Source organism: Sphingopyxis chilensis (genome assembly GCF_035930445.1).
Classification (GTDB): domain Bacteria; phylum Pseudomonadota; class Alphaproteobacteria; order Sphingomonadales; family Sphingomonadaceae; genus Sphingopyxis; species Sphingopyxis chilensis.
In genome coordinates this window covers 2,661,279-2,674,600 of record NZ_CP142394.1, presented here as the reverse complement: position 1 = coordinate 2,674,600, position 13,322 = coordinate 2,661,279, and the positions used below count along the sequence as shown (strand labels likewise).

14 protein-coding genes are annotated in these 13,322 nt (G+C 64.2%); 6 read left to right on the top strand and 8 right to left on the bottom strand.

All coding sequences use genetic code 11. From position 1 onward, the window contains the following. Positions 1 to 16: 16 nt before the first annotated feature. A complete protein-coding gene (locus VSX79_RS12470) occupies positions 17 to 937 on the top strand; it encodes a DMT family transporter (protein ID WP_179495004.1) in 921 nt (306 codons plus the stop codon). Here VSX79_RS12470 and VSX79_RS12465 read toward each other — a convergent pair. Together VSX79_RS12465 and VSX79_RS12460 are read right to left on the bottom strand one after the other, a co-directional pair. Continuing rightward, a complete protein-coding gene (locus VSX79_RS12465) occupies positions 934 to 1,536 on the bottom strand; it encodes a 2-hydroxychromene-2-carboxylate isomerase (RefSeq protein WP_326913503.1) in 603 nt (200 codons plus the stop codon). The two genes, VSX79_RS12470 and VSX79_RS12465, sit on opposite strands and share 4 nt — an antisense overlap. Then, positions 1,530 to 2,261 (bottom strand): SDR family oxidoreductase, encoded by a 732-nt coding sequence (locus VSX79_RS12460; protein ID WP_326913502.1) that lies wholly within the window; start codon positions 2,259 to 2,261, stop codon positions 1,530 to 1,532. Before VSX79_RS12460 ends, VSX79_RS12465 begins: the two co-directional genes overlap by 7 nt. A gap of 194 nt (positions 2,262 to 2,455) precedes the next feature. Here VSX79_RS12460 and VSX79_RS12455 point away from each other — a divergent pair, with 194 nt between their 5' ends. Next, positions 2,456 to 2,947, top strand: coding sequence for a winged helix-turn-helix transcriptional regulator (locus VSX79_RS12455; protein ID WP_326913501.1), 492 nt, complete (start codon positions 2,456 to 2,458; stop codon positions 2,945 to 2,947). Here the strand turns inward: VSX79_RS12455 and clpS are convergent, their stop codons facing one another. From clpS to VSX79_RS12440, 3 genes are all read right to left on the bottom strand, one after another. After that, positions 2,948 to 3,313 carry an ATP-dependent Clp protease adapter ClpS gene (gene clpS, locus VSX79_RS12450; protein ID WP_179495012.1) on the bottom strand — a complete coding sequence of 122 codons (366 nt, stop codon included), beginning with the start codon at positions 3,311 to 3,313 and terminating at the stop codon, positions 2,948 to 2,950. A gap of 192 nt (positions 3,314 to 3,505) precedes the next feature. Next, positions 3,506 to 3,844, bottom strand: coding sequence for a phasin family protein (locus tag VSX79_RS12445; protein WP_257018203.1), 339 nt, complete (start codon positions 3,842 to 3,844; stop codon positions 3,506 to 3,508). Positions 3,845 to 4,380: 536 nt separating this feature from the next. Beyond that, complete coding sequence (locus VSX79_RS12440) at positions 4,381 to 6,153, bottom strand: PHA/PHB synthase family protein (RefSeq protein ID WP_326913500.1); 1,773 nt, start codon at positions 6,151 to 6,153, stop codon at positions 4,381 to 4,383. A gap of 115 nt (positions 6,154 to 6,268) precedes the next feature. Between VSX79_RS12440 and VSX79_RS12435 the strand changes: the two genes are divergently transcribed. From VSX79_RS12435 to VSX79_RS12425, 3 genes are all read left to right on the top strand, one after another. Further along, complete coding sequence (locus tag VSX79_RS12435) at positions 6,269 to 7,489, top strand: LL-diaminopimelate aminotransferase (protein WP_179495016.1); 1,221 nt, start codon at positions 6,269 to 6,271, stop codon at positions 7,487 to 7,489. Beyond that, positions 7,490 to 7,972 (top strand): DUF2721 domain-containing protein, encoded by a 483-nt coding sequence (locus tag VSX79_RS12430; RefSeq protein WP_326913499.1) that lies wholly within the window; start codon positions 7,490 to 7,492, stop codon positions 7,970 to 7,972. Between the two features lie 161 nt (positions 7,973 to 8,133). Further along, positions 8,134 to 9,447, top strand: coding sequence for a spinster family MFS transporter (locus VSX79_RS12425; RefSeq protein ID WP_326913498.1), 1,314 nt, complete (start codon positions 8,134 to 8,136; stop codon positions 9,445 to 9,447). On the opposite strand, the gene VSX79_RS12420 is transcribed toward VSX79_RS12425, so the two are convergent. From VSX79_RS12420 to VSX79_RS12410, 3 genes are all read right to left on the bottom strand, one after another. Continuing rightward, the gene (locus tag VSX79_RS12420; RefSeq protein ID WP_326913497.1) at positions 9,444 to 10,034 is read right to left on the bottom strand and encodes an NADPH-dependent FMN reductase; all 591 of its coding nucleotides are present in this window, start codon (positions 10,032 to 10,034) and stop codon (positions 9,444 to 9,446) included. The two genes, VSX79_RS12425 and VSX79_RS12420, sit on opposite strands and share 4 nt — an antisense overlap. 56 nt (positions 10,035 to 10,090) lie before the next feature. Further along, positions 10,091 to 10,834, bottom strand: a complete 744-nt coding sequence (locus tag VSX79_RS12415; RefSeq protein ID WP_179495024.1) for a class I SAM-dependent methyltransferase — start codon at positions 10,832 to 10,834, stop codon at positions 10,091 to 10,093. A gap of 92 nt (positions 10,835 to 10,926) precedes the next feature. Then, entirely contained in the window at positions 10,927 to 12,216 is a 1,290-nt protein-coding gene (locus VSX79_RS12410; RefSeq protein WP_326913496.1) for an adenylosuccinate synthase, read from the bottom strand. Between the two features lie 149 nt (positions 12,217 to 12,365). Between VSX79_RS12410 and VSX79_RS12405 the strand changes: the two genes are divergently transcribed. Further along, positions 12,366 to 13,310, top strand: coding sequence for an alpha/beta hydrolase (locus VSX79_RS12405; RefSeq protein ID WP_326913495.1), 945 nt, complete (start codon positions 12,366 to 12,368; stop codon positions 13,308 to 13,310). Positions 13,311 to 13,322: the final 12 nt, after the last annotated feature.

Here is a 13,322-nt window from a genome sequence, read left to right as displayed (position 1 = left end):
GGCGGAGCATGGCTGAATGATGAAGGATGGCGGGCCCGCCGCGGCGATCTGGTCGCGGGCCTATCCGCTGCTCACCGTCACCGCGCTGTTCTGGGCCGGCAATTCGATCGTCGGCCGCGCGGCGCGCGACCTGGTGCCGCCGGCCGCCTTGTCCTTCTGGCGCTGGACGTTCGCGCTCTTGCTTCTGCTGCCGCTCGCATGGCCGCACCTGAAGCGCGACTGGCCCGTGCTGCGCGCGAACTGGCCGATCGTCGCGCTGCTCGGCGCGCTGGCGATCGGTTCGTTCAACATCCTGCTCTACACGGGCCTGCAGAGCACGACCGCGCTCAATTCGATGTTGATCCAGTCGGCGCTGCCGGCGCTTGTGCTTGTTGTCGGCGCGGTGGTTCTGGGCGACCGGACGAACCTGCGCCAAATTGCGGGCGTGGTCATTTCGCTCGCCGGCGTGCTCGCGATCATCGCGCGCGGCGATCCCGCGATGCTGTGGGGGCTCCGGCTCAATATCGGCGACGCGATCATCGGCGGCGCGGTGCTTATCTGGGCGCTCTATTCGGTGCTGCTCCGTCGCCGTCCCGCGGTGCACCCGCTCAGCTTTCTTGCGGCATCGATTGGGGTGGGGATCATGGTGATCGCGCCCTTTTACGCGCACGAACTCTGGTCGGGGCGGCTGATCGTTCCGGCGGCGGGCAGCGCGCTCGCGATCGCCTATGTTTCGATCTTTCCGTCCTTCCTCGCCTATCTTTTCTTCAATCGGGGGGTCGAGCTGATCGGGTCGGCGGCGACGGGGCAATATATGAATGTGATGCCGCTGATGGGCGCGGGGCTCGCCATGCTGTTCCTCGGCGAGGCGCTGCACCTGTTCCACATCGCCGGGCTGGCGCTGATCGTCGCCGGAATCCTGGTTGCGGGGCGACCGCCGCCGGCGGCACAGGCCTAGGCCAGCGCTTCTTCGACCTGTGCAAGGCGGTCCTTGCCGAAATACATCTCGCCGCCGACGAAAAAGGTCGGGATGCCGAACACGCCGCGCGCGACCGCAGCTTCGGTGTTTTGCACAAGCTTCGCCTTGATCTCGGGCTCCTGCGTGCGCGCGAGGAGGGCATGGCCATCGAAGCCGTTCTCCGACAGAAAGGCCGCGATCACCTCCGGGTCGTCCATCTTGAGGCCGTCCTCCCACATCGCGTGGTTCACCGCGTCGACATAGTCGTCGAGATTGCCTTCGTCGTCGGCAACGATCGCACCGCGCATGATCGTCAGCGTATTGACCGGGAAGTGCGGGTTGATACGGAATTTGACGAGGCCGTGCTTCGCGATGAAGCGTCGTATCTCGAGGTTTTCATAAGCGAGCTTCGCTGGCGCATCTGCATATTGGACCATCGGCGCCTTGTTGCCCGTCGCCTTGAAGATGCCGCCCAAAAGGCATGGCGTGATGATCAGGTCGGCGCCGGTGCGGTCGAGCAGGTCGGGAAGCGCCTTCATCGACAGATAGGCATTGGGGCTGCCGAAATCGAAAATGAGTTCGAGCGTTTTGGTCACCATTTTTCTCCCCAAGGGCGAAGGTCGAGTTCGTGCGTCCACGCGCTTTTGGGCTGCTTGTGCAGCATGACATAATTGGCGGCGATGGCATCGGGGTTCAGGATGAGATCCTCCGCCTTGGCATGTTCGAAATCGGGATGGCGGCCCTTGATGAATTCGGTGTTGATCGCGCCGTCGATGACCGTGTGCGCGACGTGAATGCCCTCTGGCCCCAGTTCGCGCGCCATCGATTGCGCGAGCATGCGGAGCGCCCCCTTGGCGCCCGAGAAGGCGGCGAAACCCGACCCGCCGCGCAGGCTTGCCGTCGCGCCGGTGAAGATGATCGTGCCGCGGCCGCGTGGGGTCATGCGCTTCGCGGCCTCGCGGCCCATCAGGAAACCGCCGAGGCACGCCATCTCCCAGACCTTGGTGTAAACGCGCAGCGTTGTTTCGGCGATCGGGAAGTTCACATTGGCCCCGATATTGAACACCGCGACCTCGACCGGACCGACCTCCGCCTCGACCTGGTCAAAGAGCTGGATCATCGCCTGTTCGTCGCGGGCGTCGCCGGGGAAGGCGCGCGCCTTCCGCCCGTCATCGCGGATCGATTGCGCCAGCGCTTCCAGTTGCTCGGCGTTGCGTTCGCGGCGGTTGACGCAGGCGGTGAGGCCTTCCGCCGCAAAGGCGCGCGCGATCGCCCCGCCGGTGGCGTCGCCGGCTCCGATGATGACGGCTGCGGGATGGGGCATGGGCGACTCTCCTCTTGCGCCGCATAGTAACTATGATAATCATAGTGACAAGAGGATTTTGAGGATTCGAAAGGAGCTTTTGAGGTTGCGTGCAAGAACGTCGTCATTGCGAGCGAAGCGAAGCAATCCAGAGTGGCGTAAACCGCTCTGGATTGCTTCGCTTCGCTCGCAATGACGGGAATGAAGGACGGTCTATGCCTAAACGCGCAGACCTGTCGGATACTTTCTGCCCCGTCGGGCGTTCGGCGGAATTGCTCGGCGACCGTGCGGTGCTGTTGATCCTGCGCGACCTGTTTTTCGGGCGACGGCGGTTCGAGGCGATCGCCGCGAACACGGGGCTCGGTCCCCAGCTCGTCTCGGCGCGACTGAAGCTGATGGAAAAGGAAGGGGTGGTCGAGCGCCATGCCTATCAGGAGCGGCCGCCACGCCACGAATATCGGCTGACCGCGAAGGGCAAGGACCTGTTCGACGTCCTCTATGCGATGCGCAACTGGGCCGAACGCTGGGCCTATGAAGAGGATGAAACGGGGTCGGGTCCGGCCATGCGCTATACCCATCGCGCTTGCGGCGCCGACGTCGGGACGGCGACCGTCTGCCCCGGATGCGGCGAGCTATTGCGCTACGGCGATCTGAAGGGGGAGCCCTCTGCGGCGCTCAGCGCCGAGCAGGCGGCCAAGGGGGGCTGATCAGGCCTTTTCCAGCGTGCATTGCAGCGGATGCTGGTTCTGCCGCGCCGCGTCCATCACCTGGTTCACCTTGGTTTCGGCGACTTCATAGCTGAACACGCCGCACACGCCGACGCCCTGCTGGTGGACATGCAGCATCACCTGCGTCGCCTGTTCGATGTCCATGTTGAAGAAACGCTGCAGCACCATCACGACGAATTCCATCGGCGTATAATCGTCGTTGAGCAGCAGCACCTTGTACATCGAGGGCTTCTTGGCCTTCGCGCGGGTACGCGTCGCAATGCCGACGCCGGGGCTGCCGGGTGCGCCGTCGTCCTTGTCCGCCATGGCGCGGACCGGATGGATGGTCGAAACTGGAAACATCATGGGCAGGAATATCGCAAGCGGCGGGCGAAGCGCAAGAGGCGCGGTCGCCGATTTTAACCTCTTGTTCGCCAGCGGTAGCGCCAAAAACAAGAACCGCCCGCTTCCTGAGGAAGCGAGCGGCCTTTGGGGTGTCGGCGCAGGCGGGGAGAGGAGGGGGAAGTGCCCGCGCCAACGGTGGAAGGTGAAAGCGCCTCAGGCGGCCTTCATCTTCGAAGTGATGACCGAAACGCGGTTCGAGATCGGCGCGAAGCTTTCGTTCGTCAGCTTGACGACGAGTTCGCTGGTCTTCGAGGTCTGCGCAACAGCGGCGTCGAACGCCTTCTTGCTGTTTTCGGCATAAAGCTTGAAGAAGTCGGCCGGTGTCTTGACGGCGGTGTAGCCCTTCAGCGCGGCGGTCGTGTCTTCGAAGCTCTTGCGAGCATAGGTGACGCCTTCCTGGCCGAGCGTTTCGATGCCCTTGGCAGCGATCTTGCCCGATTCGACGAGGGCTTCGATGTTCGCCTTGTTGAACTCGACGGCCTCTTCGGCCATCTTGCTGGTCTTCGCCATGGCTTCCTTGGCCTTCTCGTTGAAGTCGGCGGTCAGGGCTTCGGCGCGGGTCTTCGCTTCGTCGGCGAATTTCTTGACGGTGTCGTTCATGGTCTTGAATCCTTTGGTGGTGACGGCGGCCGGCTTCGGCGCAGTCGCCGAGGTTTTCAGGGCGGCCTTGGGGGCAATGGTCTTCGCGGCCGCCTTCTTCGGGGCGACCTTCTTGGCTGCCGGCTTTGCGGCTTTCTTTTGGACCGGCTTGGCTTTCGCCGCGACAGTCTTGGTTTTCACGGGCGCCGGGGCCTTCGCCGCGGGCGCAGCTTCAGCCGGAGCGACAGGAGCGGCCACCGGCTTGGCGGCGGTTTCCAGCGTCGCGGCTTCGAAAGCCTTTTCGGCACTATCCATCTTGGTAGCCATCGGGACAACTCCTTTATGTTGCACTGCACAATATAGGAGTGGATCGGCGATTTCAAGAGAAAATTTGTGCGGTGCACAAAAATGCTGCAGCGCCGGTCCGAAAGCAATATATTCGCCGGATATTACCGCTGTTTGACGTAGCGGCCGGGCGCATCCTCGATCGCCTTTTTCTTGCCTTTTCCAGGAATGCGGCCGCCTTTGACGGCGGTTTTCGCGTCGTCCTGCTCGGCGATCCAGCCGATCCAGTGCGGCCACCAGCTGCCCTTGGTCTCGCTCGCTCCCGCAATAAAATCGTCGAGCGTCGCGGCGCCATTGTCGCCGGTCCAATATTGATATTTGCCCGCCGCGGGCGGGTTCACCACGCCCGCGATATGGCCCGATCCTGCGAGGAGGAAGGTCCTGGGGCCCGCGAGATGGTCCATCAACCGCCACACGCTGGCGAGCGGCGCGATATGGTCCTCGCGCCCGGCCTGGATATAGGCGGGGGTCACGATTTTCTTGAGGTCGATTGGCGTCCCCATCGCCGACAGGCTGTTCGGGATGACCATGCGATTGTCGCGATAGAGGTCGACCAGATATTGGCGGTGCCACTTGGCAGGCAGGTTGGTTACATCGCCGTTCCAATAGAGCAGGTCGAACGGCGGATAGTCGTTGCCGAGCAGATAATTGCCGACGACATAATTCCAGATGAGGTCGCGCCCGCGCAAGCTGTTGAAGGTCGCGGCCATGTAGCGCCCGTCGAGGAAACCGCCGGACGAAAGCTGCTGGAGCAGCGTCAGATAGCTTTCGTCGACGAACATCTTGAGGTCGCCCGCCAGCTCGAAATCGACCTGCGCGGTAAAGAAGGTCACCGACTTGACCTTGTCCGCCTCGCCGCGCGCCGACAGCATCGCAAGCGTGGCGGCGAGGGTCGTGCCTGCGACGCAATAGCCGATGCTGTGGACGTGCGGAACGTCGAGCAACTCGCGCACGGTGTCGATCGCATCGACCTGCGCCGCGATATAATCGTCCCACACGATTTCGCTCATCGACGCGTCGGCCGATTTCCACGACACCATGAAAACGCTGAGCCCCTGTTCGACCGCCCAGGCGACGAAGCTTTTCGCGGGGTTGAGGTCGAGGATGTAAAAGCGGTTGATCCACGGCGGGAAGATGACGAGCGGTACGGTGAAAACCTCCTTCGTCGTCGGCGCATAGTGGATCAACTGATAGAGGTCGGTCTCGTGGATGACCTTGCCCGGCGTCGTGGCGATATTGACCCCGACCTCGAACGCGTCGGGGTCGACATGGGAGAGTTGCCCGCGCGACAGGTCGGTCAGCATATGCTTCAAACCCTTGAGCAGGCTTTCGCCGCGCGTCTCGACCGCGCGCTTGATCACTTGGGGATTGGTGATCGCAAGGTTCGAGGGCGCCAGTGCCTCGGTCATATTCTTCGCGGCAAACTCCATCTTCGCGCGCGCATGTTCGTCGAGTCCCTGCATCGTGCGGGTGGTCGCCAGCAATTGCTCGGCGAGCAGGCCATAGGTCTGGCGGATCAGTGCGAAGACCGGGTTGGCGGTCCAGTCGGGATCGGTGAAGCGCTTGTCTTTCGGCGCGTCGGCATCGGGTGCGAAAGACGGCTGGATCGTCGCCAGCGAAGTCCAGAAGGTCACGCCCTGTTCCCACATCTTCGAAGATTGTTCGGCCCATAGCTGCGTCGTCGGATTTTGCAGCCAGCTTGTGGGGTCGAACAGGCTCGCCGCGGCGCTGTTGCCCTGGTTCGCCTGGCCCAGGGCGTATTCGAGCATCATCTGCTGTGCGCGGCCCAAGACGCTCGCCCAATGCTGTAGGTCATCGGGTGACGGCATGAAGGGATTCGGCGCTTCGGTTGTATCGTCCTTACCCGTATCGCTCATGCTCGTTCCTGCTGGCCAGTGCCGATATAATGCCTATAACAAGCCAGGATGCGGCTGGCGAGGCGCCGTTCGCATCCTTCCAGAATCTAACGCAAAGGAGTTGTTCTAGTTTCCCATGTCTGAAGATGAATTCTATCGCATCAAGCGCCTGCCGCCCTACGTCATCGCCGAAGTGAATGCGATGCGTGCGGCCGCCCGCGCCGCGGGAGAGGACATCATCGACCTGGGGATGGGCAATCCTGACCTGCCGCCGCCCGCGCATGTGATCGAAAAATTGTGCGAAGTGGCGATGAAACCCGACGCGCACGGTTATTCGCAGTCGAAGGGCATCCCGGGACTGCGCCGCGCGCAGGCGAATTATTACGGCCGCCGCTTCAACGTCGAACTCGATCCCGAGAGCGAGGTCGTGGTGACGATGGGATCGAAGGAAGGGCTTGCGAGCCTTGCAACCGCGATCACCGGCCCCGGCGACGTCGTGCTCGCGCCGAACCCCAGCTATCCGATCCATACGTTCGGTTTCATCATCGCGGGTGCGACGATCCGCAGCGTCCCGACGACCCCCGACGAGAATTACTGGCGCGCGCTCGATCGTGCGATGGCCTTCACTGTGCCGCGTCCGTCGATCCTCGTGGTCAACTATCCGTCGAACCCGACCGCCGAAGCCGTCGATCTTGCCTTCTACGAGCGGCTCGTCGCCTGGGCGAAGGAGAACAAGGTCTGGGTGCTTTCGGACCTTGCCTATTCGGAACTCTACTACGACGGCAATCCGACCCCCTCGATCCTGCAGGTGCCGGGCGCGAAGGATGTCGCGATCGAATTCACCTCGATGTCGAAAACATACTCGATGGCGGGCTGGCGCATGGGCTTTGCGGTCGGCAACAAGCGGCTGATCGCGGCGATGACGCGCGTGAAGTCCTACCTCGACTATGGCGCCTTCACGCCGATCCAGGCCGCGGCCTGCGCGGCGCTCAACGGGCCGCAGGATATCGTCGCCAAGAACCGCGAACTCTACCAGAAGCGCCGCGACGTGATGGTCGAAAGCTTCGCACGCGCCGGCTGGGACATCCCGAGCCCGCCCGCGTCGATGTTCGCCTGGGCGCCGCTGCCGCCGGCGCTGAAAGAGATGGGCAGCCTCGAATTTTCGAAGCAGCTGCTGACCCATGCCAAGGTCGCGGTCGCCCCCGGCGTCGGATATGGCGAGGACGGCGAAGGCTATGTCCGCATCGCGATGGTCGAGAATGAACAACGCATCCGGCAGGCGGCGCGCAATGTCCGCAAATTCCTTGCAATGCACGGCGTGAACACACCGTCGGTCGCGGCGGGCGGTGGCGCCTAGGTGACTCCCGACGCGAGCGCCATCGCGCAGACGATCCAGCTGTCGGTCACGCCGGTGTTCCTGCTGGTGGCGACCGGCAGTCTGCTCAACGTCATCGCGGGCCGGCTGGCGCGCGTCGTCGACCGCTCGCGCAATTTGATGGAGCGGTGGGCCGAGACCGAAGGCCTGGAGCATGACCGCATCGTTGCGGAACTGCGCATAGCCGACCGGAGAATGGGGATCATCAACAATTCGATCCTCTCCGCCGTCGCCTGCGGTATCGTCGTCTGCCTGCTCGTCGCGCTGTTGTTCACGCAGGCCTTCACCGGCGCCAACCTCGGCGTCGCCGCTTCCTGGGCCTTTGCGGCCGCGATGCTGTTGCTGCTCGTCTCGCTGATCCTGTTCCTCGTCGAGGTCCGGCTGGCGGTGCGCGCGATCCATGTCCCGATGGAATTGCTCGAGTTGGAGAATATGGACCGGAAGCGGCCGCGCGACCATCACTGATCGCGCTGCGGCGATAGCCGGCCGGCGCTGATCGGCGAAAATTTTTCCAGGCGTCGCACGGCGGCCGCCGTAACGGCAATAGCGCACCGGCATTTTTCGCGCGCCGCAAGGACGTTGACACCGGTCCCTCCGGTCTGCTCCGATGGCGGCGGGAGAGATAAATGACTGACAAGGCCGTTCCGACCCCGGGCATCGCTTCGATCGCCGACACCGGTGTTTCCGCGCAGACGCGGACGATGCTCTGGATCCTGCTGATCGTCTATATCTTCAATTTCCTCGACCGGCAGATCGTCAATATCCTTGCCGAACCGATAAAGGGCGATCTGGGGCTTTCGGACACCGAACTCGGCCTGCTGGCCGGTCCCGCATTCGCCGTCTTCTATGCGCTGCTCGGTATCCCGATCGCGCGCTATGCCGACAAGGAGGGAACGAACCGCGTCCGGCTGATCGCGCTCGCGCTCGCCATCTGGTCGGCGATGACTGCGGTGTGCGGCCTCGCGCAGAATTTCGTGCAATTGCTCCTCGCGCGTATCGGCGTGGGCGTGGGCGAGGCAGGGTGCACGCCCGCCGCGCATTCGCTGATTTCGGACAGCGTCGCGCCCGAAAAACGATCGTCGGCGATCGCGTTTTACGGACTCGGCGTGCCGATCGGTTCGCTGCTCGGGCTGATACTCGGCGGGATCGTGAACGATCTTTACGGCTGGCGTATCGCATTGATGCTTGTCGGGGCGCCCGGTCTGTTGCTTGCGCTTGCGGTGCTGTTCCTGATGCGCGAACCACGCCACCACCGGCCGGCCGAGGCGGCGGCAACCGCTTCGCCAGCGCAGCTTCCCGCGCGCGAGGCAATGCGCGAAATCCTCTCCTCGCGCGCTTTCGTCTACATATTGATCGCGGCCTCGGTCACCGCCTTCCTCGGCTATGGCAAGGCGCTGTGGACGATCAGCTTCTTCATTCGCAGCCACGGTCTGTCGACGACTGAAGCGGGATTGTCGATGGCGGTCGTGCTGGGGCTGGCAGGGGTGTTCGGCACCTGGCTCGGCGGGAAATGCGCCGACGTCTACGGCAAGCGCGACAAGCGGCATATCCTGACCTTGCCAGCCTATGGCATGGCCATCGGCGCCCCGATCCTCTTTCTCGGTTATCAGATGGCCGATTGGCGCGTCGCGGTCGCGCTCCTGATCGTGCCGACCATCCTCAACTCGGCCTATTATGGTCCCGCCTATGCCTGCGTACAGGGGCTGGTGCGGCCGCAGGCGCGCGCGGTCGCCGCGTCGATAATGCTGTTCGGACAGAATCTGATAGGGCTCGGCTTCGGACCGTTCCTGTTCGGCGTGCTGTCGGACGCGCTTGCGCCGACCTATGGCGAGGAAAGCGTGCGCTACGTCCTCTACGGTGCCGCGTGGCTCGGCCTGATCCCCGCCTTCTTCTTCTGGCGCGCCAGCCTGCGCCTCGCCGCCGAACTCAAGTCGGGTTAATAGGGCGGATCGACCTTGGCGCGCTGCGTCTTGGCGGCGTCGATCCACCAGTTGAGGTCGTCGGCGAAGCGCGGGAACAACCGTTCGAGCTGCCTGCCCTCGTCGCCTGCGGGTAGGCCGTCGCCATCAAAGGCCTTGCCGATGCGCGCGACGGGCAGGATCGACGAGATGACCGCCATCCCCATCTCGCCCAAAATGTCGCGCCACCCCATCATCGACCGTACTCCGGCGAAAGAGCCCGCTGAGTAGCAGGCGATCGCCGCGGGGCGCCAGAACCATTCCTCCAGATAATGGTCGGTCAAATTCTTGAGGCCGGGCTGTGGCCCCCAATTATATTCGCCGGTGACGAACAGGAAGCCATCGGCGGCGCGGATCTTGCCCGCGAGTTCCTCCATCTCCGCCGGCGCCTCGCCCTTCGGATATTCCTTGTACATGCGGTCGAGCATCGGCAGATCGACCGCCTTGGCGTCGATGAGCTCGGCGCTGTCGCCGCGTGCGCCGATTGCATCGACGAGCCAGCGCGCGAGTTTGACGCCCTGCCGGTCGCGGCGATAACTGCCATAGAAGACGAGGATTTGGCGCGACATGGGCTCACCTTGATCGATTGGCGTCGCCGGCACCCTAGGCTCTTCGTTGCGCGATGTCAGCCGCGTGGCATACGGCCGATGAGCGTGCCCTTTGTGCCCGACCGGTCGAACGCGAAATCGATCTGCGGCCAGCGTTTCTGCCAGCGTCGCGCGACGAGGCGTTCGCCTGGCCGCGCCGCGTCGTCGAGCAGGATTCGCGCGCCGTCCGCAAGCCGCGGGAAAAGCGATTCGGCCGCGCCGCGCACCAGCGGATGCAAGGCCCAGGGCGGGCCGTCGATCACGAGCATACCGATGTCGCTGGGCACGTCGTAAAGTTGGTACCAAAGACCGGGCCACTCGCCGGGCGGCAGCCCGAGCGGCGCGTGGCGGAGGTCCGCGGATATGCCCTGACTGGCGAGCCAGCGCGCCGTGGAGGTGACGAATTCCTGATGCTGATCGAAGCTTATGAACCGTCCGCCGCCGAATTTCGCGAGCGCCTTGGCGATGACGAGGCTGCTCGCCCCACAGCCCAGTTCGACGACGACCGCTGGGCGCAGTTCTTCGATCGCATCGACGATATGCGACAGGAAACGCGTGTCGGCCTTCCAGCTACCGAGATGCGGCAGGGCATCGTCGGCAAGGTCGAGGCGGCGGAGCAACGCGGCTTTTTCCGCCTTTCGTCCGCCCCATAGCGACCGCAACAGCCATGGCCACTGGAGGGCGCCAAAGGCGACGACTTCCAGTCGCTCGCGCGCCGGACGCGGCAGGGCGTCATAGATATCGGGACGCGCGAGAAAGTGCGTCGGGTCGCGGCTTGTCATCCATAGCCAACTAAGCGCTGCGGATGGCAGTTCAGTGACGGCGGGCCTGATTGCGCCCGGCTGCCGCGTCCACGGGACGACCGGCGCTTTCCTCAGTCGCTGAAGGGATCGCGGATCAGGATCGTGTCTTCGCGCTCGGGGCTGGTCGACACCAGCGCGATCGGGGTTTCGATCAGTTCTTGCACGCGTTGGATATATTTGATCGCCTGCGCCGGCAGGTCGGCATAGCTGCGCGCGCCTGCGGTCGATTCGTGCCAACCGTCCATTTCCTCGTAGATTGGCTCGACCTCGGCCTGATCGGCGGCGTGGCTCGGGAAATAATCGAGGATCTTGCCGCGCAGGCGATAGCCGGTGCAGATGCGGATCGTGTCGAAGCCGTCGAGCACGTCGAGCTTGGTGAGCGCGACGCCGGTGACGCCCGACACCGCGCAGCTCTGGCGCACGAGCACGGCGTCGAACCAGCCGCAGCGGCGCTTGCGGCCGGTGACGGTGCCAAATTCATGACCGCGTTCGCCGAGTTTCTGGCCGATTTCGTCCTCGAGTTCGGTCGGGAAAGGGCCGCTGCCGACGCGCGTCGTATAGGCCTTGGCGATGCCGAGCACGAAGCCGACGGCGCCGGGGCCGAGGCCCGAGCCCGATGCGGCGGTGCCGCTGACGGTATTCGAGCTGGTGACGAAGGGGTAGGTGCCGTGATCGACGTCGAGCAGCACGCCTTGCGCGCCCTCGAACAGGATGCGCGCGCCGGCCTTGCGGACCTTCTTCAGGCGCTTCCAGACGGGCTGGGCATATTCGAGGACATAGTCGGCGATTTCGGTGAGGTCGGCGATCAGCCGTTCGCGGTCGATCGGCGGCTCGCCGAAACCTGCGCGCAATGCGTCGTGATGCGCGGTCAGGCGGTCGAGCTGCGGATCGAGCTTGTCGAGATGCGCAAGGTCGCAGACGCGGATCGCGCGGCGGCCGACCTTGTCTTCATAGGCCGGGCCGATGCCGCGCCCGGTGGTACCGATCTTGCCTGCACCCGCCGCGGTTTCGCGCAAGGCGTCGAGATCGCGGTGGAAGGGCAGGATCAGCGCGCAATTGTCGGCAATCGCGAAATTCTCGGGGTTGATGGCAACGCCCTGACCGCGCAGCTTGGTGATCTCGTCGCGCAGCGCCCACGGGTCGAGCACGACGCCATTGCCGATGATCGACAGCGTGCCGGTGACGATGCCCGAGGGGAGCAGCGACAGCTTGTACACCTGCTCGCCGACGACGAGCGTATGGCCGGCATTGTGACCGCCCTGAAAGCGCACCACGGCATCGGCGCGGCTGGCGAGCCAGTCGACGATCTTGCCCTTGCCCTCGTCGCCCCATTGCGACCCGATGACGGTAACATTTGCCATGATGCTGTCCTGCTGAGCGGGCCCAAAAACCGATCGTGCAAAGCCCGGCGCGGCCTTAGCGGATTTGGCCGGAGAGGCAAGGCATGGTGGCAAGTTTTTGCGACAAATCCGGCTCAGAAGGGCGCCCGCCGGGACAAGGGAGACAATCGATGACGCAGCGAAACTGGATCGGATATGCGGGCGTTGCCGCCTTTGCGGTGGCGAGCATCATGGTGCCCGGACCCTTCGCCGATGCACGCGAGACGATGCGCGAACGGGTGCGCGAGCGGCTTGCCCAAGGGATCGGCGCCGACGTCGGGCCGAAAGTGCCGGGCGGCGAGACCATTTCCTATGGCCGCGACCCGCTTCAGACGCTCGACGTCTGGCATGCCACGGGGGACAGCGGCGCCGCGCCGCTGGTCGTCTTCGTCCACGGGGGTGGATGGAAGCGCGGCGACAAGGACAATGCGACCGGGCGGTTCAAGGCGCAGCATTATCCCGCGCAGGGATATGCCTTCGCCTCGATCAACTATCGCCTCGTCCCCGCCGCGACGGTCGAGCAGCAGGCGGCCGATGTCACCGCGGCGGTCAAGGCACTGGTCGATCGCGCGAACATGCTCGGCATCGACCGGCGGCGCATCGTGCTGATGGGGCATAGCGCGGGCGCGCATCTCGTCGCGCTGGTCGGTACCGACGAACGCTATCTGAAGGGCGCGGGCCTGTCCTTTGCCGACATATCCGGCGTGATCCCGATCGACGGGGCGGCCTATGATGTGGCGGCGCAGATGAAAGATGGTCCGCCGATCATGCAGAAAACCTATGTGCAGGCGTTCGGGGCCGATCCGGCGCGGCAAAAAGGGGTGTCGCCGACGCAGCAAGCCGCAGCGCCCAATGCGCGGGACTTCCTGCTGCTCTATGTGCAGCGTCCCGATGGCGTGCGGCAGGCCAAAGCCTTGGGCGCAGCTCTTGAAACCGGAGGCAGCCGCGTCGAGCACGGCAGCTTTCCCGGCGAAGGGCTAAAGGGCCATGCCGAAATCAACCGCAGTCTCGGCGATCCGGCTTATGCGCCGACGGCAACGGTCGATGCGTGGTTGAAGCGGGTGTTTGGAAAATAGCCATCGTCATTG

Excerpts from the sequence above, each read along its gene's own strand:
- VSX79_RS12470 (WP_179495004.1), top strand. The coding sequence starts at position 17 with ATGATGAAGGATGGCGGGCCCGCCGCGGCGATCTGGTCGCGGGCCTAT.
- VSX79_RS12465 (WP_326913503.1), bottom strand. The coding sequence starts at position 1,536 with ATGGTGACCAAAACGCTCGAACTCATTTTCGATTTCGGCAGCCCCAAT.
- VSX79_RS12460 (WP_326913502.1), bottom strand. The coding sequence starts at position 2,261 with ATGCCCCATCCCGCAGCCGTCATCATCGGAGCCGGCGACGCCACCGGC.
- VSX79_RS12455 (WP_326913501.1), top strand. The coding sequence starts at position 2,456 with ATGCCTAAACGCGCAGACCTGTCGGATACTTTCTGCCCCGTCGGGCGT.
- clpS (WP_179495012.1), bottom strand. The coding sequence starts at position 3,313 with ATGATGTTTCCAGTTTCGACCATCCATCCGGTCCGCGCCATGGCGGAC.
- VSX79_RS12445 (WP_257018203.1), bottom strand. The coding sequence starts at position 3,844 with ATGGCCGAAGAGGCCGTCGAGTTCAACAAGGCGAACATCGAAGCCCTC.
- VSX79_RS12440 (WP_326913500.1), bottom strand. The coding sequence starts at position 6,153 with ATGAGCGATACGGGTAAGGACGATACAACCGAAGCGCCGAATCCCTTC.
- VSX79_RS12435 (WP_179495016.1), top strand. The coding sequence starts at position 6,269 with ATGTCTGAAGATGAATTCTATCGCATCAAGCGCCTGCCGCCCTACGTC.
- VSX79_RS12425 (WP_326913498.1), top strand. The coding sequence starts at position 8,134 with ATGACTGACAAGGCCGTTCCGACCCCGGGCATCGCTTCGATCGCCGAC.
- VSX79_RS12420 (WP_326913497.1), bottom strand. The coding sequence starts at position 10,034 with ATGTCGCGCCAAATCCTCGTCTTCTATGGCAGTTATCGCCGCGACCGG.
- VSX79_RS12415 (WP_179495024.1), bottom strand. The coding sequence starts at position 10,834 with ATGACAAGCCGCGACCCGACGCACTTTCTCGCGCGTCCCGATATCTAT.
- VSX79_RS12410 (WP_326913496.1), bottom strand. The coding sequence starts at position 12,216 with ATGGCAAATGTTACCGTCATCGGGTCGCAATGGGGCGACGAGGGCAAG.
- VSX79_RS12405 (WP_326913495.1), top strand. The coding sequence starts at position 12,366 with ATGACGCAGCGAAACTGGATCGGATATGCGGGCGTTGCCGCCTTTGCG.